The organism is Amycolatopsis sp. CA-128772, from assembly GCF_002904295.1.
Taxonomy (GTDB): domain Bacteria; phylum Actinomycetota; class Actinomycetes; order Mycobacteriales; family Pseudonocardiaceae; genus Amycolatopsis.
Window position 1 is genome coordinate 112,221 of record NZ_PPHG01000069.1, and the last position, 20,294, is coordinate 132,514.

Annotated in this window: 22 protein-coding genes; 8 read left to right on the forward strand and 14 right to left on the reverse strand. The window is 71.7% G+C overall.

The genetic code is table 11. The features are described from left to right. Positions 1 to 8 precede the first annotated feature (8 nt). The 3 genes from C2L59_RS24495 to C2L59_RS24505 are packed head-to-tail and all read right to left on the reverse strand — an operon-like array spanning position 9 to position 2,906. Positions 9 to 698, reverse strand: a complete 690-nt coding sequence (locus C2L59_RS24495) for a demethylmenaquinone methyltransferase (protein ID WP_103351845.1) — start codon at positions 696 to 698, stop codon at positions 9 to 11. 31 nt (positions 699 to 729) lie between these two features. After that, positions 730 to 1,833 carry a glycosyltransferase gene (locus C2L59_RS24500; protein WP_103351846.1) on the reverse strand — a complete coding sequence of 368 codons (1,104 nt, stop codon included), beginning with the start codon at positions 1,831 to 1,833 and terminating at the stop codon, positions 730 to 732. Between the two features lie 2 nt (positions 1,834 to 1,835). Continuing rightward, positions 1,836 to 2,906, reverse strand: a complete 1,071-nt coding sequence (locus C2L59_RS24505) for a glycosyltransferase family 1 protein (protein ID WP_304485944.1) — start codon at positions 2,904 to 2,906, stop codon at positions 1,836 to 1,838. A gap of 177 nt (positions 2,907 to 3,083) precedes the next feature. Here C2L59_RS24505 and C2L59_RS24510 point away from each other — a divergent pair, with 177 nt between their 5' ends. Together C2L59_RS24510 and C2L59_RS24515 are read left to right on the forward strand one after the other, a co-directional pair. After that, complete coding sequence (locus tag C2L59_RS24510) at positions 3,084 to 3,914, forward strand: inositol monophosphatase (protein ID WP_103351848.1); 831 nt, start codon at positions 3,084 to 3,086, stop codon at positions 3,912 to 3,914. A 294-nt stretch (positions 3,915 to 4,208) separates the two neighbouring features. Next, on the forward strand, positions 4,209 to 4,766 hold the full coding sequence (locus C2L59_RS24515; protein ID WP_103351849.1) for a GNAT family N-acetyltransferase: 558 nt from the start codon (positions 4,209 to 4,211) through the stop codon (positions 4,764 to 4,766). Positions 4,767 to 4,772: 6 nt separating this feature from the next. Here the strand turns inward: C2L59_RS24515 and C2L59_RS24520 are convergent, their stop codons facing one another. The 3 genes from C2L59_RS24520 to menD form a co-directional block, all read right to left on the reverse strand. Continuing rightward, positions 4,773 to 5,216 carry a DUF3592 domain-containing protein gene (locus C2L59_RS24520; protein ID WP_103351850.1) on the reverse strand — a complete coding sequence of 148 codons (444 nt, stop codon included), beginning with the start codon at positions 5,214 to 5,216 and terminating at the stop codon, positions 4,773 to 4,775. Between the two features lie 22 nt (positions 5,217 to 5,238). Continuing rightward, positions 5,239 to 6,774, reverse strand: a complete 1,536-nt coding sequence (locus tag C2L59_RS24525) for a M1 family metallopeptidase (protein WP_103351851.1) — start codon at positions 6,772 to 6,774, stop codon at positions 5,239 to 5,241. A 120-nt stretch (positions 6,775 to 6,894) separates the two neighbouring features. Further along, positions 6,895 to 8,580: a 2-succinyl-5-enolpyruvyl-6-hydroxy-3-cyclohexene-1-carboxylic-acid synthase gene (gene menD / locus C2L59_RS24530; RefSeq protein WP_199199233.1), complete on the reverse strand. Its 1,686-nt coding sequence runs from the start codon at positions 8,578 to 8,580 to the stop codon at positions 6,895 to 6,897. A 90-nt stretch (positions 8,581 to 8,670) separates the two neighbouring features. Between menD and C2L59_RS24535 the strand changes: the two genes are divergently transcribed. The 4 genes from C2L59_RS24535 (at position 8,671) to C2L59_RS24545 (ending at position 11,831) form a co-directional block, all read left to right on the forward strand. Continuing rightward, entirely contained in the window at positions 8,671 to 9,594 is a 924-nt protein-coding gene (locus C2L59_RS24535; protein WP_103351853.1) for a 1,4-dihydroxy-2-naphthoyl-CoA synthase, read from the forward strand. 1 nt (position 9,595) lies between these two features. Beyond that, positions 9,596 to 10,705, forward strand: a complete 1,110-nt coding sequence (menE, locus tag C2L59_RS24540) for an o-succinylbenzoate--CoA ligase (protein WP_103351854.1) — start codon at positions 9,596 to 9,598, stop codon at positions 10,703 to 10,705. A gap of 66 nt (positions 10,706 to 10,771) precedes the next feature. Next, a complete protein-coding gene (locus C2L59_RS48195; RefSeq protein WP_003081882.1) occupies positions 10,772 to 10,909 on the forward strand; it encodes a hypothetical protein in 138 nt (45 codons plus the stop codon). 49 nt (positions 10,910 to 10,958) lie between these two features. Next, on the forward strand, positions 10,959 to 11,831 hold the full coding sequence (locus C2L59_RS24545) for a 1,4-dihydroxy-2-naphthoate polyprenyltransferase (protein ID WP_199199234.1): 873 nt from the start codon (positions 10,959 to 10,961) through the stop codon (positions 11,829 to 11,831). Here C2L59_RS24545 and C2L59_RS24550 read toward each other — a convergent pair. The 3 genes from C2L59_RS24550 to C2L59_RS24560 are packed head-to-tail and all read right to left on the reverse strand — an operon-like array spanning position 11,828 to position 13,676. Next, positions 11,828 to 12,907: a PLP-dependent cysteine synthase family protein gene (locus tag C2L59_RS24550; RefSeq protein ID WP_103351856.1), complete on the reverse strand. Its 1,080-nt coding sequence runs from the start codon at positions 12,905 to 12,907 to the stop codon at positions 11,828 to 11,830. The genes C2L59_RS24545 and C2L59_RS24550 overlap by 4 nt on opposite strands. Further along, the gene (locus tag C2L59_RS24555) at positions 12,904 to 13,191 is read right to left on the reverse strand and encodes a DUF4229 domain-containing protein (RefSeq protein ID WP_103351857.1); all 288 of its coding nucleotides are present in this window, start codon (positions 13,189 to 13,191) and stop codon (positions 12,904 to 12,906) included. Before C2L59_RS24555 ends, C2L59_RS24550 begins: the two co-directional genes overlap by 4 nt. 11 nt (positions 13,192 to 13,202) lie before the next feature. Further along, on the reverse strand, positions 13,203 to 13,676 hold the full coding sequence (locus C2L59_RS24560; RefSeq protein WP_191311466.1) for an Lrp/AsnC family transcriptional regulator: 474 nt from the start codon (positions 13,674 to 13,676) through the stop codon (positions 13,203 to 13,205). 279 nt (positions 13,677 to 13,955) lie between these two features. On the opposite strand from C2L59_RS24560, the gene C2L59_RS24565 reads away from it, so the two are divergent. Next, positions 13,956 to 14,168: a BldC family transcriptional regulator gene (locus C2L59_RS24565; protein WP_003081896.1), complete on the forward strand. Its 213-nt coding sequence runs from the start codon at positions 13,956 to 13,958 to the stop codon at positions 14,166 to 14,168. A 145-nt stretch (positions 14,169 to 14,313) separates the two neighbouring features. Beyond that, on the forward strand, positions 14,314 to 14,499 hold the full coding sequence (locus C2L59_RS24570) for a hypothetical protein (RefSeq protein ID WP_103351858.1): 186 nt from the start codon (positions 14,314 to 14,316) through the stop codon (positions 14,497 to 14,499). A 168-nt stretch (positions 14,500 to 14,667) separates the two neighbouring features. On the opposite strand, the gene C2L59_RS24575 is transcribed toward C2L59_RS24570, so the two are convergent. The 5 genes from C2L59_RS24575 to C2L59_RS24595 form a co-directional block, all read right to left on the reverse strand. Next, the gene (locus C2L59_RS24575) at positions 14,668 to 15,984 is read right to left on the reverse strand and encodes a MinD/ParA family protein (protein ID WP_103351859.1); all 1,317 of its coding nucleotides are present in this window, start codon (positions 15,982 to 15,984) and stop codon (positions 14,668 to 14,670) included. A gap of 76 nt (positions 15,985 to 16,060) precedes the next feature. Then, positions 16,061 to 17,056 (reverse strand): c-type cytochrome biogenesis protein CcsB, encoded by a 996-nt coding sequence (ccsB, locus tag C2L59_RS24580; protein WP_103351860.1) that lies wholly within the window; start codon positions 17,054 to 17,056, stop codon positions 16,061 to 16,063. A gap of 3 nt (positions 17,057 to 17,059) precedes the next feature. Next, a complete protein-coding gene (locus C2L59_RS24585) occupies positions 17,060 to 18,655 on the reverse strand; it encodes a cytochrome c biogenesis protein ResB (RefSeq protein ID WP_103351861.1) in 1,596 nt (531 codons plus the stop codon). Next, positions 18,652 to 19,425, reverse strand: a complete 774-nt coding sequence (locus C2L59_RS24590; protein WP_103351862.1) for a cytochrome c biogenesis CcdA family protein — start codon at positions 19,423 to 19,425, stop codon at positions 18,652 to 18,654. The genes C2L59_RS24585 and C2L59_RS24590 overlap by 4 nt, the downstream gene beginning before the upstream one ends. 90 nt (positions 19,426 to 19,515) lie before the next feature. Continuing rightward, on the reverse strand, positions 19,516 to 20,286 hold the full coding sequence (locus C2L59_RS24595; RefSeq protein ID WP_103351863.1) for an aminoglycoside phosphotransferase family protein: 771 nt from the start codon (positions 20,284 to 20,286) through the stop codon (positions 19,516 to 19,518). Positions 20,287 to 20,294: the final 8 nt, after the last annotated feature.

Here is a 20,294-nt window from a genome sequence, read left to right on the forward strand (position 1 = left end):
GCGCGAGTTTAGGCGGGCTTTCGCGCGCGGTGGATCGCCACGACGCCGAATGTGAGGTTCAACCACTCGACGTCGGTCCAGCCCGCGCTCGCGATGATCTCGCCGAGCGTGCGCTGGTCGGGCCACGCGAGCATGGATTCGGCCAGGTAGGAGTAGGCCTCGGGGTTGGACGACGTCCGCTTGCCGACCCAGGTGAGCAGCTTCAGCATGAACCGCCGGTGGACGAACCGGATCGGGGCGAACGGCGGCGTCGAGACCTCGCAGATCACCAGCCGGCCGCCCGGCTTGACCACCCGGGCGATCTCGGTGAGCGCGGCCTTCGTGTCGACGAAGTTGCGCAGCGCGAGGGAGATCGTCACGGCGTCGAAGCTCTCGTCGGCGAACGGCAGGTTGAGCGCGTCGGCCGCAACCATCGGCACGTTCCGGTGCTTGCCGGCGCGCAGCATGCCGAACGAGAAGTCCGCGGCCAGGCACCAGGCGCCGCCGCGGGCGTACTCGACGGTGGACACGCCGGTGCCGGCGGCGAGGTCCAGGACCTTCTCGCCGCGGCGGGCGTCCAGCACGCGGGCCGTGGTGGTGCGCCAGCGCCGGTCGAAGCCGAAGGTCATGAACGAGTTCGCCCGGTCGTACCCGTCCGCGACGCCGTCGAACATCGCGGCGACTTCGTGCGGGTCCTTGTCCAGGCTTGCGCGTGACATGACACGAATCTAGACCGGTCCGCCGGGTCGCTCAGCGGAAGGTGGCCAGCATCCCGGCCACCGCCGCGGGCCAGGTGAACTCCTCCGCCCTCGCCCGGGCCGCAGCGCGCCGGAGCTCCTCCGGGCTGTCCAGGAGGTCTGTGACGGCGGTGGCGAACGCGGGCGCGTGGTCGTCCACCGCCGCGCCACACCCCGGCCGCACGATCTCCCGCAGTGCCGATGAGGCCGACACCACGACCGGCGTCCCGGACGCCAGCGCCTCCAGGGCCGCCAGGCCGAACGTCTCGTGCGGCCCCGGCGCCAGCGAGATGTCCGCGCTGGCCAGCAGCCGGGCGACGTCGCCGCGGCCCGGCAGGAACCCGAGGAACGTCACCGGCAGCCCGCGCGCCCGGCGTTCCAGAGCTCGCCGCCGCGGCCCGTCGCCCGCGACCACCAGCCGGACCTTCACCCCGGCCTCGGTCAGCGAAGCGACGGTGTCCACGCTGCGCTCCACGTGCTTCTCCGGCGACAGCCGTCCACAGTGGACCAGCAGGGCGTCCGCGCTCCCGGCCAGCTCGGCGCGCCAGCCGGCGTCGCGCATGGCGGGCCGGAACGTCGCCAAGTCGACGCCGAGCGGCACGCGGCGGACGTTCGGCGCGGCGATCCGGTCGAACTCCGCGCGGGCGAACGCCGTCGTGCAGACGACGGTGTCGTAGCTCGCGGCCATCCGCCGGTTCGCGACGTCGGCGACGCGGCGCGCCACCGGCTCGGGCAGCAGGAACTGCTCCAGCAGGCGGTCGAGCCGCTCGTGGGAGATGACCGTGCTCGGGACGCCGTGGCGCCGCGCCCAGCCGCCCATCCCCCGCAGGGTCAGCCGGTCGGACACCTCCAGCCGGTCGGGTGCGAGCCGGCGCAGGACCGCGCGGACGCGGTGCGGGTCGACCGCGCGGTACCCGCCGGTGCCCGGGATCTTCGGCGCCGGCAGTAAAAACCGGCGCACCCCGGTCGGCAGCACCTCGTCGGCGTACCGGGTGCCGGGCACCACCAGCGTCACCTCGTGCCCGCTGGCGACATACCCGGCACCGAGGTGGTGCAGCGCGGTGCGCAGCCCGCCCGAGCGCGGCCCGTAGAAGTTCGCGAGCTGGACGATGTGCACGGTCAGGCCGCGCGGGCGGCCCGGCCCTGCACGGCTTCGTAGTGCCCGACGAGCTCATGGCAGACGGCGGGCCAGGTCCGGCCGAGCACGACCTTCCGCGCCTTCTCGCCGAGCCTGGCGCGCAACGCGGCGTCGCGCAGGGCGTCGACCTTCTCGACGAGCGCCGGGCCGAAGTCTTCGCGGTCCGCGGGCAGCAGGTAGCCGGTGCGGCCGGGCAGCACGAGGTCCTTGGGGCCACCCGCGTCCGGCGCGAGCACCGGCAGGCCGGACGCCATCGCCTCCTGCACCGCCTGGCAGAACGTCTCGTGCGGGCCGGTGTGGACGAAGACGTCGAAGCTCGCGTACGCCTTGGAGAGCTCTTCGCCGTACTTCGCACCCAGGAAGGCCGCGCCGGGCAGCTGTTCCCGGAGGTTCCCGAGTTCGGGCCCGTCGCCGACGACGACCACGCGGATCCCGGGCACCCCGGCCAGCGCGGCCAGCCGGTCGACCTCCTTCTCGGGCGCCAGCCGGCCGACGAACCCGACGAGCAGCTCGCCGTCCGGCGCCAGCTCGGCCCGCAGCGCCGGGTCGGCGTGGGCCGGGGAGAAGCGGTCGATGTCGACACCCCGCGCCCAGCGGTGCACCCGCGGGACGCCGTGGAGCTGCAGCTGCTCGACCGAGTCGCTCGACGGCGCGAGCGTCCGGTCGGCGCGGGAGTGCAGCCGCCGCACCCAGCGCCACGCGGCGCGGGCGGCGATGCCGAAGCCGTACGCGGCGGCGAACCCGGCGATGTCGGTCTGGTAGACGGCGATCGACGGGACGCGCAGCCGTCTCGCCGCGGCGAGCCCGCGCGCGCCGACGACGAACGGCGAGGCCAGGTGCACGACGTCCGGGCCGAACGCGGTGAGCGCGGTGAGCACCGTGCGCGTCGGCACGCCGATCGGCAGGGAGCCGACCCCGGGGAAGTCCAGCGCGGGGATCCGCACCACGGGGGCGCCGCGGTAGGAGTCCGGGCCCGGGCCGGGGGCGATGATCAGCACGTCGTGGGCGCGTTCACGCAGGTGCTCGACGACCCGCAGGACGGAGTTGGTCACGCCGTTCACCTGGGGCAGGAAACTTTCGGTGACTATGGCGACTCGCACGCCCTGGACGATCGCACCCGATCCTGGCGCGGGTGTGACGTGGGAGCCAACGGCGCCGGAACAGATCGGCTACGACATGTCATCTCAAGGTCGTGTGCCGGAAACCAGGGTGGCCCAGACTAAGCAGGCATGACCCTCTTGTCCTCACGGCCGCCGCGGCCCGTCGAGCCCGGCCTGCTGTCGAGGGCGCTCGAAGTGGCCGGACGGCTGGCCAACGACGCCACCGACGTGATCACCGCGACCGCCGGCCGCGGCGCCCACCCGTCGACCCTGGATTCGCCGTTCGACTGGGTCACCGACACCGACCGCATCCTGGAGCGCCACACCAGGCGGGTGCTGACGGCGGAGTTCCCGGGCATCCCGGTGGTGGGCCACGAGTTCGGCGCGGACCACGGCGCGGACGTGGCCGAATACCGCTGGGTGGTGGACTCGGTCGACGGCACGGCGAACTACGTGGCCGGAGTGCCGTGGTGCGCGTACAGCCTGGCCCTGGTGGACGCGGCGGGCCCGGTGGTCGGGGTGGTGGCGGACCCGTACCGAGCCCAGATCTACGCGGCCGCCCGCGGCCGTGGAGCCCGGGCGAACGGCAAACCGGTGAAGCTGACGGACCGCTGCGCAACAGCGGGCGCACTGGTCTGCACGGAGTTCGCCCGCAGGGGCCCATGGCCGGGCATGGGCGGCTTCATCGAGCGAGCAGCAGCGGCCCACGCAGGGGTACGGGTCCTGGGCTCGGCAGCGTTGTCGATAGCCCAGGTGGCACTCGGTCACGCGGCAGCGGCGGTGTTGCACAGCTACCACGAGTGGGACGTAGCGGGCTCGGTGGCGATGGCGATCGAGGCGGGAGCGGTGGTCCTGGACAGGCACGGAGAGGACACGGCGTTGCCAACGGACGGGCTGCTGGTGGCGGCCCCCGGGGTGGCGGACGAGGTCCTGGGCTGGTGGCAGGAGACGGCGGGCTGAGCAAGCACCCAGCCCCGGCCTGAACAGCGGTTTCCCACCACCCAACCGGCACCCGACCGCAGAACCCAACTCGCCCTACACCCCTCCCCGCCCCTCGTCCCAGCCGCAGTCAGCACCGGAGAGCCGGGGTCAAGGGTGAGCTTGCTCATCGCGAAGCGACGCCGAAGGCGCCCTTGAGCCCGGCTCTCCGGTGTTGAACAATCGAGGACGAGGAGCGGGGAACCCCCGCCCCGGCAAAAACCGGCTGTCCGCGACCCGCCCCAATCAGGTTGCGCGGATGACGAAGATCGAAGAATGCCGATGCTTCGAACACCGCGCCTCACCCTCATACCGCTGCGGGACGAGCACCTCGACCTGGAGTACGAGCTGGACTCCGACCCCGAAGTGATGAGGTACCTGACCGGGCGAGGATCAACCCGCGAGGAAGTCTCGCGAGCACACGCGCGACGGATGGCCACAGAGCCCGGCTTCGGCTTCTGGATGGGCTTCGCGGCCGAGGACTTCATCGGCTGGTGGCTCCTCCGCCCACCAAACGGCCCGGACCAGCCGAAAACCGACGGCGAAGCCGAGCTGGGCTACCGCCTGCTGCGCCGCCACTGGCGACAGGGATACGCCCGCGAAGGCTCGCAAGAGCTGCTCCGGTACGGCTTCGAGCAGCTGAAGCTGAACCGGATCTTCGCCCAGACGATGGCGGTCAACACGCCATCACGAGCAACGATGGCCTCAGCGGGCATGACGTTCGCAAGAGCGTTCACCTCAGCCGAGGAGTACGACGACCCGGTCGCGGGCGCCGACCAAGGCGAAGTCGAGTACGAAATCACGCGAGAACGCTGGTTCGAAACGGCGAGATAAGACCGGTCAAGCCGCACTCACCACCGCAGCCCGCTTCTCGACCCGCCGGATCCACCAAAGCAACGGCCCCGCCACCAGCCACGTGAAGAACACGAAACTCCCCAGCGGCAGCAACGTCAGCGCAGCCGACCGCCCCGCCACCCGGGCCAGCTCGGGATCCGACGCGTCGTACTCGATCCGCACCAGCTGACCCGCCGCCAGCCCGTCCGGGTACAGCACCCCGTTCGCCGGGCTGTGCACGATGCCGTCCGGTGTCTCGAAGTGGATGATCGTGCGGTCGAACGCCACCGAGTCGACCGTTGCCGTGGCCGTGCCCAGCTGGGACGAGATCGCGCTGTCGTTGCGGATCGCCGCGAACACCAGGCACACGCACATCACCGTGAGGAGTGAGGCGACGCCGAGGGTGGTCCACCACCCGACGCGCCTCACCCGCTCACTTCTCGTGCTCACGCCGCGAGCGTAGCGGTCCCGCTCAGCCCGCGTGCTCGGCGGCGAGGAACCGGTGGTTCGCCTGGATCTGGTCGTACGACTTCGGCTTCACGGAAGCCGAAGAGCCCGGAGCAGCAGCACGCAGAGCCGGAGCAGCCGCAGCCGCGCCGTTCGGACCCACCGCCGGCTTGCCCGCCGTGTACAGCCACGTCTGGAACAGGTCGTGCAGCGGCTTGCCCGAGATCTTCTCCGCCAGCGCGATGAACTCGAGGATCCGCCCGGCCGAACCCGCCTTCTGCACCTGCCACGTCTGCAGGATCTTGAAGAACGCCTGGTCACCCACGGCCGTCCGCAGCGCCTGCAAGGCCAGCGCGCCCCGGTCGTACACCGCGTTGTCGAACTGGTTGTCCGCGCCCGGGTCGGCCGGGACCAGCTTCCACAGGTCGCCGTCGGCCGGGTTCGAGTCGTACGTGTACTGGGCCAGCTCCGCGACCGTGCCCTCGCCCTCGTGCTCCGACCACAGCCACTCCGCGTACGACGCGAAGCCCTCGTTCAGCCAGATGTCGCTCCAGCGGCCCAGCGACACGTTGTCGCCGAACCACTGGTGGGCGTTTTCGTGCGCGATCAGCGTCGTGTTCGAGCCCGCGCGGAAGTTGCGCGCGCCGTACGTCGGCCGCGTCTGGTTCTCCAGGGAGAAGCCGATCCCGCTGGTCACGACGCCGCCCTCGGCCTCGAACGGGTACGGGCCGAACTGGGTCGCCAGGAACTCGTCGATTTCCGGGGTGCGCTCGACGCTGGCCTTCGCCGCGTACAGCGAGTCGCCCAGGTCGGCGCCGTACGCCGTGATGAACGGCTTGCCGTCCGGGGTCGTCGACTGGACCAGCTCGTACTTGCCGACGATGAACGACGTCAGGTACGTGGCCTGCGGCTTCGTGCTGCGCCACTGCCAGCGCGTCCAGCCCGCGCGGCTCTTCTGCGTCCGGACCAGCGTGCCGTTGGAGATGGCAACGTTGTCGTCCGGGGCTTCGATCGAGACGTCGTAGGTCGCCTTGTCGGTCGGGTGGTCGTTGGCCGGGAACCACCACGCCGAGCTCTGCGGCTCGTCGATGCCCAGGGCCCCGAACGAGCCCTTCTTCCAGGCGTTGATGCCGTCCACCGTCTCGGTCGACGGCGTGTCCGAGTAGGCCACGACGACGGTCGCGGTCTGGCCCTTGAGCAGCGGCTGCGCCGGCGTGACGACGAGCTCGCCGTTGCCGGTCTGGTTCGTGAACTGCGCCGGGCGGTTGTTCACCCGCACGCTCGACGCCTTGAGCGCGAAGTCCAGGTCGAACCGCGAAAGGTCCTGCGTCGCGGTGAGCAGCAGCGTCGTGGTGCCCGCCAGGACGTCGGTCGCGGGCTGGTAGGTGAGCCGGATGTCGTAGTGCAGCACGTCCGTGCCGCCGTTGCCGGCGTTCGGGTAGTACGGGTCGCCGGCCCCGGGGGCGCCGGGCGAGGGCGCCGCGCTCGCGGTGCCGGCGAGCAGCACCGAGACGACGCCGGCCGCGAGCGCACCGAGGCCGGTGCGCGTTCTTGCACGCATTCGATTTCCTCCTGAAGGAGTGAGAAGCAGCGCGCTCGAACGTAGCCAGCCAGGAACACCCCAGGAACAGCCGAAGGGAGGTTTCTTGCCTACTGGGATACCACCCGGAAAGCGGTTGACTCAGCCCGCCGAGACCGCTGCGGACACCGCCGCGCGCAGGCGGGCGTGCAGGTCGCGGTGCCGCGCCCGGTCCACCCGCACCTCGACCACGCGCAGCCCCGGCGCGGGCTCCAGGGCGGCCCGGAACTCCGTCAGCGTCTCCGCGACGACGTGCGGGACGCGGTAGCCGGCGCACAGCGCGCCCAGGTCGGCGCCGTGCGGGGTGCCGAAGACGCGCTCGAAGCTCGCCGAGTGCTCCGGCGCGCCCTGCTCCAGCAGCGAAAATATCCCGCCGCCGTCGTCGTTGAGGACCACGATCGTCAGGTCGGGCCGCTGCTCGGCCGGCCCGGTCAGCAGCCCGGACGCGTCGTGCAGGAACGTCAGGTCGCCCAGCAGCGCGTACGACGGACCCCGGTGCACGTACGCGGCCCCGATGGCCGTCGAGACCGTGCCGTCGATGCCCGCGACGCCGCGGTTGCGGTGCACGAGGACGTCCGGGCGCAGCCGGCCGGCCAGCGCGACGTCCCGGGTCGGGTTGGACGAGCCCACGACCAGGAGCGAGTCCGAGGGCAGCGCGTCCACCAGCTCGGTCGCCACCCGCAACCCCGACGGCCACGCTTCCGCGGCCAGTGTCGACGCCACCGCCGCCGCGGCCGCCGCGTCGGCCCGGCGCCAGCTCGCCAGCCACTCCGGGTCGGCGGGCTTGGTCGGCTCGTCGAACCACTGCCCGACCTGCCGGACGTTGTGCGCGGGCGCCGGCCAGTCCGAGTCCGGGCGCACCAGCAGCACCTCGACGTCGGCGTCCGAGAGCACCTTCTGGATCTGCCGGAACACCGTCGGCCGGCCGAGGCAGAGCACCTGCTCCGGCTTGTGCCTGCTGACGAACTCCTCGACGGCCAGCAGCCACACCCCGGACGAGATCGCCGTGCCGCCGGACAGCCCGATCCCCCCGGTTTCGGAGATCACCGGCCAGCCGTGCTGCTCGGCCCACTCGCTGGCCGCCTGGACACCGGTGTCGCACGCGATGACCAGGCCGTGCCGGGCCGAGGGCACCACGAACGACGGCAGCGCGCCGAAGTCCGGCAGCTCGGTCCAGCGGGACCCGTCGGCCCGGCCGTCGAGCGATTCGTACCACTCGCCGGCCGCACCACTGTCGTCCAGGTCCGGCACGAGCGGCTCGCGGAACGGGATGTTCAGGTGCACCGGTCCGCAGCGCCACTCGCCGTAGGCCGCGTTCCAGGCCCGGCAGATCTGGCTGCGCCAGTACGAGTTCTGGCCGGCCCGCCGCTCGGCGACGGCGAGCTCGTCGAAGTAGCGGACGGCGTCGCCGTAGAGCTGGTGCTGGTCGATGACCTGCGACGCGCCCGCGGCCCGCAGCTCGGGCGGCCGGTCGGCCGTCATCACGATCAGCGGGACACCCGCGCGGTCGGCTTCGAGGACCGCCGGGTGGAAGTTCGCGGCCGCGGTCCCGGACGTGCAGAGCACGGCCACCGGGCGGCCGGTGCGCGCGGCGATGCCGAGGGCGAGGAAGGCGGCGCCGCGCTCGTCGATGCGGACGTGGAGCTGCAGTTTTCCGGCCTTCGCCGCGTCGTAGAGCGCGATCGACAGCGGCGCGTTGCGGGAGCCGGGGCAGAGGACGACGTGCGAAACGGTGTTGCGGACGAGTTCGTCGACGATGACCCGGGCCTGCGCGGTGGAAGGGTTCACCGGCAGGCTCCAGACTCCGCCGAGGCACTCTTTCCCGCCGAGGCGGCATCAGGCACAGCGCACATGTCCACAGGTCCTATTCTCCCAAACGTGGATGACGCCCGAGTTTCCGAGCTGTTCGACCCCGCCGCGTGGATCGAGGTCGAAGGTTTCGCCTTCACCGACATCACCTACCACCGCTCCGCTGAGAGCCGCGGTGGCAAGCGCGTCGTGCGCATCGCGTTCGACCGTCCCGAGGTCCGCAACGCCTTCCGGCCACACACCGTCGACGAGCTCTACCGGGCCCTCGACCACGCCCGGATGAGCTCGGACGTCGGCTGCGTCCTGCTCACCGGGAACGGCCCGTCGCCCAAGGACGGCGGCTGGGCGTTCTGCTCCGGTGGTGACCAGCGTATTCGCGGACGCTCCGGGTATCAGTACGCGAGCGGGGAGACCTCCGACACGGTGGACCCGGCGCGGGCCGGCCGGCTGCACATCCTCGAGGTCCAGCGGCTGATCCGGTTCCTGCCGAAACCGGTGATCGCGGTGGTCCCGGGCTGGGCCGCGGGCGGCGGGCACTCCCTGCACGTCGTGTGCGATCTCACCCTCGCCTCGGCCGAGCACGCGAAGTTCAAGCAGACCGACGCCGACGTCGGCTCGTTCGACGGCGGCTACGGGTCGGCCTACCTGGCGAAGATGGTCGGCCAGAAGTTCGCCCGCGAGATCTTCTTCCTCGGCCGCGAGTACTCCGCCGAGCAGATGCACCGGATGGGCGCGGTCAACGCCGTCGTACCGCACGCGGACCTGGAAAAAGAGGCGCTGACCTGGGCGTGGGAGATCACCCGCAAGTCGCCGACGGCGCAGCGGATGCTCAAGTACGCGTTCAACCTCACCGACGACGGGATGGTCGGCCAGCAGCTGTTCGCCGGCGAGACCACCCGCCTGGCGTACATGCAGGACGAGGCCGTCGAAGGCCGCGACGCGTTCCTCGAAAAGCGCGACCCCGACTTCAAGGACGTCCCCTATTACTACTGAGCTGCGCCCCGTCCACCTCGACGGCTCGCCCGAGGCGCTCGAGACCCTGCAGAACGCCGTCGCCGACGCCCTGGGCGGTGGCCCGGCGGTGCTGCCGTTCACCGACCCCGCGCTGCGCGACGCCATGGCGCCGGCCGAGCCCGCCGAGCCGGGCACCGCCGTGGTCATCGCCACGTCGGGCTCGACCGGCGCGCCCAAGGGCGTGCTGCTGTCGGCCCGCGCGCTGACCGCGTCGGCCGAGGCCACGCACGCGCGGCTCGGCGGGCCGGGCCACTGGCTGCTGGCCACCCCGGCGCACTACATCGGCGGGCTGCAGGTGCTGGTCCGCTCGCTGCTGGCCGGGACGACCCCGGCCCTGCTGACCGGCACCGGCTTCCGCCCGGACGACTTCGCGGCCGCGGCGGCCCGGCTGACCGGCAGCCCGCGGTACACGGCGCTGGTGCCGACCCAGCTGGTCCGCCTGCTCGACGACGGCGGTGCGGGCCTGGCCGCGGCGAAGACGTTCGACGCCATCGTGGTCGGCGCCGCGGCGACGTCCGCGGGCCTGCGGGAGCGCGCCGCCGACGCCGGCGTCCGGATCGTGCCCGCCTACGGCATGAGCGAGACGGCGAGCGGCTGCGTCTACGACGGCCTTCCCCTCGACGGCGTCCGCGTCGACGTCTCGGGTGACCGGATCCGCATCGCCGGAGACGTCCTCGCGCACGGCTACCGGCGGCAGCCGGACCTGACCGCGGAGGCGTTCTCCGGGGGCTGGTTCACCACGTCCGACCGCGGGATCCGGCACGACGACGGCCGCATCGAGGTGCTCGGCCGGGCCGACGACATGATCAACACCGGTGGCGTGAAGGTCTCGGCGAACGCGATCGAGCGCTGCCTGTGCGCACAGCCCGGGGTGCGTGACGCGTGCGTCGTCGGCCTGCCGGACCCGGAGTGGGGCGAAACCGTCGTCGCGCTGGTCGTCCCGGACGGGGACCACGGCGACCTGCGGGCGGCGGTCCGGGCGGAACTCGGCGCGGCGGCGACCCCCAAGCGCATCGAATTCGCCACGGAACTGCCCCTGCGCGGCCCGGGAAAGATCGACCGGAAGGCGGTCGAACTCCGTCTTCAGTAGCGTTTGCGCGGCTGAATGGCGGTACTTCGTTGACACGCACAGGGTGCGCCCGCTTGGCTACTCACCATGACGCGCTGGATCAGAATCGCCTTCGCCGCCACCGCCGTCACGCTGGGCGTTCTCCTGCCCGCGAGCGCGGCTCTCGCCGACAGCGTCGACCCCAACAGCGGGTCGCTCGTCTGGCAGCTGCCCACCTCCGACTGAGTACCCGGGTTCCCGCTCGGCTTTGATCGTCATGGCGTTGAATGGCGCCATGGCGAGTGTGAGCGAGTGGATCGAAGGGGCCCGGCCGCGGACGCTGCCCAACGCGGTGGCGCCGGTGGTGGCGGGAGTCGGCGCGGCGATCGCGCTGGACGCGTTCTCCTGGTGGCGTTCGGTGCTGGCGCTGCTGGTCTCCCTCTCGCTGATCGTCGGCGTCAACTACGCCAACGACTACTCCGACGGTATCCGCGGCACGGACGAGAACCGCGTCGGCCCGCTCCGGCTGGTCGGTTCCGGCGTCGCCGCCCCGAAGGCCGTGCTGACCGCCGCGCTGATCTCCCTGGGCCTGGCCGGGGTGCTGGGGCTGGTCCTGGTGGCCGTCAGCGGGCACTGGTGGCTGCTGGGGATGGGCGCGCTGTGCATCCTCGGCGCGTGGTTCTACACCGGCGGCAAGAAGCCCTACGGCTACTACGGCTTCGGCGAGATCGCCGTGTTCGTGTTCTTCGGCCTGGCCGGCGTGCTCGGCACGGTGTACGTCCAGGCGGGCCGGATCAGCTGGGCGGCGCTGGCGTGCGCGGTCGCGGTCGGCTGCTTCTCGACGGCGGTCCTGACGGCCAACAACCTGCGTGACATCCCCACGGACGTCGAGGCCGGCAAGCGCACCCTGGCGACCCGCCTGGGCGACCAGGGCACGCGGCGGCTCTACTTGGCGCTGATCGCCGTGCCGTACGTGCTCAGCGGCGTCCTGCAGTTCACCACGCACTCGCTCGCCGCGCTCACGGTGCTGAGCGCCGCCCTGCTGCCCCAGTCCGTCAAGGCGATCCTGCGGAACGCGACCGGCCGCGACCTCATCCCGGCCCTGCGCGACACCGGGCTCGCGATGCTCGCCTGGGCGGTGCTGGCCGCCGTCGGCCTCAACCTCTAGCGCTCCGGGAACTTCCCGGTGGCCAGGAACTCCTCGAACAACGCGGTGTGCGGCGCCAGGTCCAAGTCCTGCTGGGCCAGCCACTCGTCGTTGTAGTAGGTGTGCGCGTACCGCTCGCCGCCGTCGCACAGCAGGGTCACGACGCTGCCCGCCTGGCCGTCCTCGACCATCCGGGAAATCAGCCGGAACGCGCCGTAGAGGTTGGTGCCGGTCGAGCCGCCCGCCCAGTGCCCGGTCCGCTCGCGCAGCAGCCGGATGGCCGCCAGGGAGCCGGCGTCGGGGATCTGGAACATCTCGTCGATGACGCCGGGGACGAACGACGGCTCGCAGCGCGGCCGCCCGATGCCCTCGATCCGCGACGGCATGCCGGTCCCGTAGTCCAGCGCGCCGGTCTCCCACGCGCCGTAGAACGAGGAGTTCTCCGGGTCGACGACGCAGACCTTCGTGGTGTGCCGCTTGTAGCGCACGTACCGGCCGAAGGTCGCGCTCGTGCCGCCGGTGCCCGCGCCGACGACGATCCACTTCGGGATCGGGTGGCGCTCCGAGCGCATCTGCGCGAACACCGACTCGGCGATGTTGTTGTTGCCGCGCCAGTCCGTCGCGCGCTCGGCGTAGGTGAACTGGTCGAGGTAGTGGCCGCCGCACTCGGCCGCGAGCCGCTCCGCCTCCGGGTACATCGCCGGGGCCTCGTCGACGAAGTGGCACTCGCCGCCGTAGAACTCGATGAGCGCGACCTTCTCCTTCGACGTGCGCCGCGGCACGACGGTGATGAAGCGCAGCCCGAGCATCCGGGCGAAGTAGGCCTCGGACACCGCGGTCGACCCGCTGGAGGCCTCGACGAGCACGGTGTCCGGCCCGATCTGGCCGTTGACCAGGCCGTAGAGGAACAGCGACCGGGCCAGCCGGTGCTTCAGCGAGCCGGTCGGGTGGACCGACTCGTCCTTGAGGTAGAGGTCGATGCCCCACTCCGGGGGCAGCGGGAAGACGTGCAGGTGCGTGTCGGCGCTGCGGTTGGCGTCGGCCTCGATGATCCGGACGGCCTCGCGGACCCAGCTGCGGCTGTGCAGCCGGCTCACTCCGGCTGCCCGGCGCCGTCGCCCCGCAGCTGCGCGCGCAGCTCGGCCCGGGCGCGGGCCCGCTTCTCGTTGCGCTTCGCCAGCCCGGCGGTCACGCGCGCGTTCAGCGGGCGGAACAGCAGCAGGCCCAGCGGCAGCCCGACGACCAGGCCGATGACCAGGGCGACCAGCAGCGGCACCCCGGCCAGGGACAGCGCCCAGGCGATCACCGCGACCAGCACGAACCGCGCCAGCAGGTACAGCGTCAGATCCCGGGGCAGGTGGCCGGCCTTCACGTCGCTCACATCAACGCAGGCTACGCCCCGCCCGGCCGGTCCTTCTGCAGGCCCGCGTTGTTCGGGCGGCCCTCGAAGCGCGTCGAGAGCACGACGGTGGTGTTCGTGCGCCCGACGCCGGGGATGCGGCGGAGCCGGCCGAGCGTGCGCTCCAGCTCGTCGACGGTCGACACGCGCACCTTGACGACGAAGGCCTCGTCCCCCGCCACCGCGTAGCAGCTCTCGACCTCGTCGAGCTCGGCGAGCGCATCGGCGACATCGTCCTCCGTCGCGGTGTCGGTCGGGTGGATGCTGACGAGGGCCGTGACGCCGAGGCCGACCGAGCTCGGGTCGACGACCGCGTGGTAGCCGGTGATCACGCCGGCGGCTTCCAGCTTGCCCACCCGTTCGTGCACCGAAGACGCGGAGAGCCCGACGGCCCGCCCGAGGTCGGCGTAAGTGGCCCGTCCGTTGATGCGCAACGCTGCGATGATCTTCCGGTCCAACTGATCCACGGGGATCACTCTATGCGGTTGGACAATCCCCCATTGGCACCACGCCACGCCGCCGCCGACCGGCCCGGGTGGTGTCTCCGCACGTCAGCTCACCGGACGGTAGTTACCGAGGGGGAACAATCTGTCCGTTTTGACCTTTAAGGGCTCTTTACTCGTGGACAACCGTTCGAGTACCCGACGGGTGAAGTGCAACGATTGCCTTGTTGGCTACCCCGGCGCGACGGGCAGAAGGGCCCGGACGCCTCCGGTATAGCAGTGAGTTCGTTAAGGAGGCGGAAAATGACCGCGACGATGGGCGGACGCCTGCTCACCCCAGGCGAGGTGGCAGCGCTCTTCCGGGTGGACCCGAAGACGGTGACGCGGTGGGCGACCGCGGGCCGGATCGGCTCGATCCGCACCCCGGGCGGGCACCGGCGATTCCGGGAGTCCGAGGTGAACGAGCTCCTCGCCGAGCTGACCACCGACGCCAGCGAACCGGCGCGCAACGCCTGAACCATCCGCACACGGGGGCCGTGTGGGTACGGGAACCACCCCGTCCCGCGCGGCCCCCGGGCATTTCCCGGCCCGGCTTCAGACCCACCACACGGCCGCACGGGTTAACCTCGGGTGGACAGGCAGCCACACGGAAGGATCCGGCATGCTCGCTCTGCTCGCTGCGGTCGGCGCGCTGGTCGTCGCCCTGCTCCTGTGGCGGTCGTTCGCCGGTCAGCGGATCGGGGTGACGTCGGCCCCACGCCGGGCCCCGCTCGCCCCGGACGACGACCCCGATTTCCTGCGCCAGCTGTCCGAACAGCAGCGCAAACGCCGGGACGAAGACTCCTAGGCCACCCTTTACCTTCACCGAACCCGGAACTCGCGTGATCGGACACCGAACTCGCGTGATCCAGCCCGTCATCCGCGTGATTGGGGCCGTAACTCACGAGTTCCGGCTCTGATCACGCCAGTTCCGGCTCTGATCACGCCAGTTCCGGCTCTGATCACGTGAGTTCGGTCAGCGGTAGCCCTGCGAGAGCGGGGTCGCGAAGCCGTCGGCGACCGTGGCCGCCAGGTCCAGCAGGGCCAGGCGGGTGTCGCCGGACAGGCGGTCCAGCTCGATCTCCGCGCCTTCCTCCAGGTGCGGGTCGAACGGCACCTTGCAGACCGCCCGGACCTTCGCGCCGAAGTGCGCCGACAGCTTGTCGAGGTCGACCGAGCCGCCCTTCGGCCGGACCGAGTTGATCACCGCCACCGAGCGCTTGACCAGCTCGCCGTAGCCGTGGGCCTCGAGCCAGTCCAGCGTCGCCGAGGCGCTGCGGGCGCCGTCGACCGAGCCGGAGGACACCACGACCAGCGCGTCCGCGACGTCCAGGACGCCCTTCATCGCCGAGTGCATCAGGCCGGTCCCGCAGTCGGTGAGCACGATGTTGTAGAAGTGCTCCAGCAGGTTGACCGTCCGCCGGTAGTCGTCCTCGGAGAACGCCTCCGACACGGCCGGGTCCTGCTCGCTGGCCAGGATCTCCAGCCGGCTGGAGCCCTGTGACGTGTACGACCGGACGTCGCTGTAGCGCGTGATGCGGGCGGCGTCACGCAGCAGGTGGCGGACGGTCGCGGTGGTCTCCAGCGGGATCTTCTGCGACAGCGTGCCGCGGTCCGGGTTGGCGTCGACGGCGACGACGCGGTCACCGCGCAGGGACGCGAACGTCGAGCCCAGCGTGGTCGTCACCGTGGTCTTGCCGACGCCGCCCTTCAGCGACAGCATCGCGATCTTGTAGCACCCGCGCAGCGGCTGGTTGACGCGCGCGATCAGCTCGCGGCGCCGGGTGTCCGCGGGGCTCTCCCCCGGGTTGACCAGCTTCCCGCTGCCGACGTAGACCGCCTTGCGCCAGCCGGACTGCGGGGGCCGCTTGGTCTGCTTGACCAGGTGCGCGGTCGACAGGTCGTGCCCGTGCCCCGGCTGCTGCGGCGGCGCCGCGTGCCGGCCGCCCTGGGGCTGCGGCAGCCCGGACGGCGGCTGCGGCGGGTACTGGGCGCCGGCCTGGTACTGCTGCGCCGGGTCGCCGTACTGCGGCTGCAGCGGCGGGAGGTTCCGGTCGTAGCCGCAGGGCACCTGGTGCGGCCCCGACACCGCGGGGTTGGGCACCTGGTGGGGGCCCGACACCGCCGGGTTGGGCGGCGGCGCGACGGCCTGCGTCGGCTGCACGTCGAAGGCCCCCGACGTCTCGGGGTGCGGGTGCGAATCCGTCCGGTCGTCGGCGAACAGGCCCGGCTGCGGCGAGGCAGCGGCCTGTTCGGGGTGGCCAGGAGCCGATTCTTCGCTGGGTCCGGTCACCGGTGAAAACCTCCGCGCACTCCGCCTACACCTCAGTCCCCCGGTGTCGACGGTAGTCGGCGGACGCGCGGGACGCTCAGCCCACCCCGGCGTAGGAGTGCAGGCCGACCGAGACGAGGTTCACGAAGAACAGGTTGAAGATCATCGCGGCGAAGCCGACGATGTTGATGACCGCGGCCCGGGCGCCGCGCCAGCCCGCGGTCGCCCGCGAGTGCAGGTAGGCCGCGTAGACGACCCAGGCGATGAACGCGCAGGTCTCCTTGGGGTCCCAGCCCCAGAACCGGCCCCACGCCGACTCGGCCCACACCGCGCCGCACAGCACGCCGAAGGTGAAGATCGGGAAGGCGAAGATTGTCGTCCGGTAGGCGATCCGGTCGAGGACGTCGGCCGCGGGCAGCTTCGAGGCGAACCGGGCGAACTTCACAGTATGGTTTTCAAGCGTGTCCGTCGCTGTGCTTTTTTCGTAGGCCGCGCGGAACAGGTAGAGCACGCTCGCGACGCCCGGCACCAGGAAGACGCCGGAGCCGATGATGGCCGCCGAGACGTGGATGACCAGCCAGTACGACTGCAGCGCGGGCTGCACCGGCGCCGCCGTCGTGTACAGCAGCGTGCCGTTGATGAACATCAGGATCACGACGGGCAGCAGCAGGAAGCCGGTGAGGTGCCGGACCGGGAACTTCCACAGCACGACGATCCAGGTGACCACCGCGATGAAGGTGACCGCCATGCCGTACTCGTACATGTTGCCCCACGGCGCGCGGTGCACGGCGAGCCCGCGCAGCACGATCGCCGTCAGCTGCAGCAGCGCGCCGAGCACGAGCAGCGACGCGCCCATCCGGCCGATCCGCTCCGGGCGGCCGACCTCGCGCTGCCCGGCCGGAACGTCCTCGACCGGCGGCCCGCCGGCGCCGACGAGCTCGCGCGCCCGCAGCTTGGCGCGCTCGGTGGCGAGCCGCCCCTTCGCGCCGAAGCCCTGCTCGATCAGGGAGAACATCAGCGCGACGACGTAGATTGCCGCGGCGGTGGTGTACAGCCAGTCGCTGTAGGTCGACAGCGTCTCGTCGATCGGCATGCCTCAACCCTTCTGCCCACTGATCAGGCGTTCACTGACCCGGTGGAACTCTTCGCCGTACCCGGCCTGGTCGGTGCGCGCCAGCCCGGCGACCTCGATCACGGTACCCGGCTGGTCTTCGGTCCCCGGTTTCACCCGCACCCACAGCCGGCGCCGCTTGACCAGCAGGGACGCGCCGAGCCCGACGAACATCGCGATGGCGAAGCCGAGCACGAACCCCTGCGTCGGGTCGTGGGAAACCTGCAGCGAGACCCACTGGCCGACGCCGTCGAAGCGGACCTTCGTGCCGTCGTCGAGCTTGAGCTCCTCGCCGACCTTCAGGTTCTGCCGGGCGACCTTCTTCAACCGGCCGTCGTCCACGAGCGACTGGTCGACCTCGAAGACGGACTGGCCGCGCCCGGCGTCGAGGCCGAGGTCACCGCGCAGGACGTCGACGGCGACGGCCGGGTCGTTCGCCTCGGGCGCCGACGACGTCAGGACGCTGCCGTGCAGGAACGCGGTCGGAGCGAACAGGCCGGTGATGGCCAGCTGCCGGGTCCGCCGCTGGACCTCGTCGGTGATGCCGGGCTGGTCGAACTTGGTCGCGCCCTCGGCGAGCATGGTGCCCGGGTCGACGGTGCGCCACTGGGTGTTCTGGGTGCGCTGGGTGCCGTCCGGGAAGGTGACGGTGAACTTCGGCGAGTAGCCGTGCCCGAGCAGGTAGACGCGGTCGCCGGCGGTGCGCAGCGGCGAGTTGACCTCGAGGCCGTACGGGCGCCAGGTGTTCGTGTCCAGGTCCGCACCGGACTGGTACCGGATGTTCGAGTGGTAGTAGTCGGGCTGGCCGGACGCGGTGTAGCGCGCGGTGAAGTCGTCGACCTTCACGCAGAACGGGTTGAGGTCGGTGCCGTCGACGCGCAGGCCGGCGTTGAAGGAGTCGTAGTTGTAGATGCCGGCGTTGCAGAAGCTGTCGCCGTCGGCCTGGACGATGACCTGGCCCTCGTAGCTGTAGAGCTTGCCGAGGGCGAAGAAGACGATCAGGCCGAGCATGCTGAAGTGGAAGAGCAGGTTGCCGGTCTCGCGCAGGAAGCCGCGCTCGGCGGAGATCGTCCGGACGCCGCCGGCCTCTTCGCGCTCGACCCGGCGCCACCCGGAGAGCTGCTTGTGGACGGCGGCGACCTCGGGGGCGACCTCGGTCTTGCCCCGGCCGAGCCGGTAGTGCGGCATCCGGGCCAGGTTGCGCGGGGTCAGCACGGGCTTGGCCCGCATCGCCTTGACGTACTCGAAGCTGCGCGGGGTCAGGCAGCCCACGAGCGAGACCATCAGCAGCAGGTAGATGGCGGAGAACCAGATGCTGGAGTAGACGTCGTAGAACTCGAGCTTGTCGAGCAGCGTCCCCCACCAGCCGTGCGCGGCGATGTATTCGCCGACCTTGGGCGCGTTGAGCTTCCGCTGCGGCAGGAGCGCCCCCGGCAGCGCGGCGAGCGCGAGCAGGAACAGCAGGACGAGCGCGGTGCGCATCGACGTCAGGCCGCGCCAGGTGTTGCGCAGGAAGGCGAGCGAGCGCTTCGCGGGTGTGGGCCCCGGCGGAGTCTTGGGCGGGGCTTCCGTGGTCGTCACAGCGGCAGCTCCAGGCTGCCCGTGAGCTCGTTGCGGAGCCAGCCCATCAGATCCCCCCAGACGCCGGTGACCAGCAGGACGCCGACGGCCAGCAGCAGCACGCCGCCGAAGACCTGCACCTGCCGGCCGTGCCGGCGGACCCAGTCGGTGGCCCGCACGGCCCAGCGGGCGCCGAGCGCGATGAGCAGGAACGGCACGCCGAGCCCGAGGCAGTAGACGGCGATCAGCAGGTACCCGCGGGCCTCGGCACCACCGGTGGCGCTGGCCAGCGTCATGACGGCGGAGAGGGTGGGGCCGATGCACGGCGTCCACCCGAGCCCGAAGATGGCACCGAGCAGCGGAGCGCTCCAGATCCCGCCGCGCGGCACGTGGTGCGAGCGGACCTCGCGCTGCAGGCCGGGGATCCAGCCGAGGAAGACCAGGGCCATGGCGATGGTCAGCACGCCGCCGAGGCGCTGCAGCAGGTTCTGGTTGAGCACGAGCGTGTCGGCGAGCCAGACGAGCGTGCCGAGGGTGGCGACGAAGACGACGGTGAACCCGAGGACGAAGAGCAGAGCGGCCCCGACGACGGCCCACCGGCCTTGCTTGCGCTCTTCGTCGGCTTTGACGGCGGGAGCATCGGCCCCGACGAGCGCGGCGAGGTAGGCGAGGTACCCGGGCACGAGCGGCACGACGCACGGCGAGGCGAAGGAGACCGCCCCGGCCAGCAGGGCAACTCCGGCCGCGAGCAGCAGCGGTCCGGAGATCGCCAGCTCGGTCACGGAGTTCACTCCGTTGAGGGTAGGCAGTGAGGTCCCGGTGAGAACGCCGGGGCCGGTTCACAGGACCTCGGTCACAGCAGTTCAGGACCTTGGTCCCGGTCAGTCTCCGAACAGCTGCCGGTGGGCCCGGCTCCACGCGGACCGGGCCGCCAGCTCGTCGAGGTAGCCCTCCGCCACCCACCGGACCTGCGGCTGGTGGCCCTGCCGCGCCGCCTGCCGGACCTCCTCCGTCCCGGCCTCCTGGACGTCGATCACGGCGTCGGCCAGTCCCGCCGCGGACGCGAGGCCGTATGCCTCCGCGAACAGCTCGAGGCGGCGACGCCGGTCGGGCGGTGCCGGATAACGGAGGCTGCGCAGGCATTCGGCGTCGTCCCGGAAGGGTGCGACGTACTCCAGCGCGTAGGCGACGTCGTGGAGCCGGGCGCCGGGCCGGGCGTAGTCCCAGTCCAGGATCCCGACCGGCCGCTCGTCCTGCCAGACGACGTTCCACGGACCGAAATCGCCGTGGCAGACCACCTCTCCGGTCCCGGTCCCGGTCCCGGTGAACCAGGTGAGGTCCGCGGCCGGCCGGAAGCCGGCCACCGCGTCGTGGTAGTCCCGCAGGAGCCGCGCGAACGCGGTGAGGCCGGCGTCGCCGACCACCTTCGCCCAGCCGTCCGGGCCGGACTCGCCCGGCAGGTAGCTCAGCACCTCGCGGCCTTCGTCGTCGATGCCCAGCACCCGGGGCGCGGCGGGAAAGCCGACGTCCGCCAGGTGCCGGAGCAGCGCGTGGACCGCGGGTGTCCACGGGTGCACCGGACGGCGGACCGTGTCGCCGACGCGGACGACCCGCCGGTGCGGTTCGTCCTGCAGCACTTCCTCGGTCGCCATGCGGACGG

Excerpts from the sequence above, each read along its gene's own strand:
- C2L59_RS24495 (WP_103351845.1), bottom strand. The coding sequence starts at position 698 with ATGTCACGCGCAAGCCTGGACAAGGACCCGCACGAAGTCGCCGCGATG.
- C2L59_RS24510 (WP_103351848.1), top strand. The coding sequence starts at position 3,084 with ATGACCCTCTTGTCCTCACGGCCGCCGCGGCCCGTCGAGCCCGGCCTG.
- C2L59_RS24515 (WP_103351849.1), top strand. The coding sequence starts at position 4,209 with ATGCCGATGCTTCGAACACCGCGCCTCACCCTCATACCGCTGCGGGAC.
- C2L59_RS24525 (WP_103351851.1), bottom strand. The coding sequence starts at position 6,774 with ATGCGTGCAAGAACGCGCACCGGCCTCGGTGCGCTCGCGGCCGGCGTC.
- C2L59_RS48195 (WP_003081882.1), top strand. The coding sequence starts at position 10,772 with ATGACGCGCTGGATCAGAATCGCCTTCGCCGCCACCGCCGTCACGCTG.
- C2L59_RS24545 (WP_199199234.1), top strand. The coding sequence starts at position 10,959 with ATGGCGAGTGTGAGCGAGTGGATCGAAGGGGCCCGGCCGCGGACGCTG.
- C2L59_RS24565 (WP_003081896.1), top strand. The coding sequence starts at position 13,956 with ATGACCGCGACGATGGGCGGACGCCTGCTCACCCCAGGCGAGGTGGCA.
- C2L59_RS24570 (WP_103351858.1), top strand. The coding sequence starts at position 14,314 with ATGCTCGCTCTGCTCGCTGCGGTCGGCGCGCTGGTCGTCGCCCTGCTC.
- ccsB (WP_103351860.1), bottom strand. The coding sequence starts at position 17,056 with ATGCCGATCGACGAGACGCTGTCGACCTACAGCGACTGGCTGTACACC.
- C2L59_RS24595 (WP_103351863.1), bottom strand. The coding sequence starts at position 20,286 with ATGGCGACCGAGGAAGTGCTGCAGGACGAACCGCACCGGCGGGTCGTC.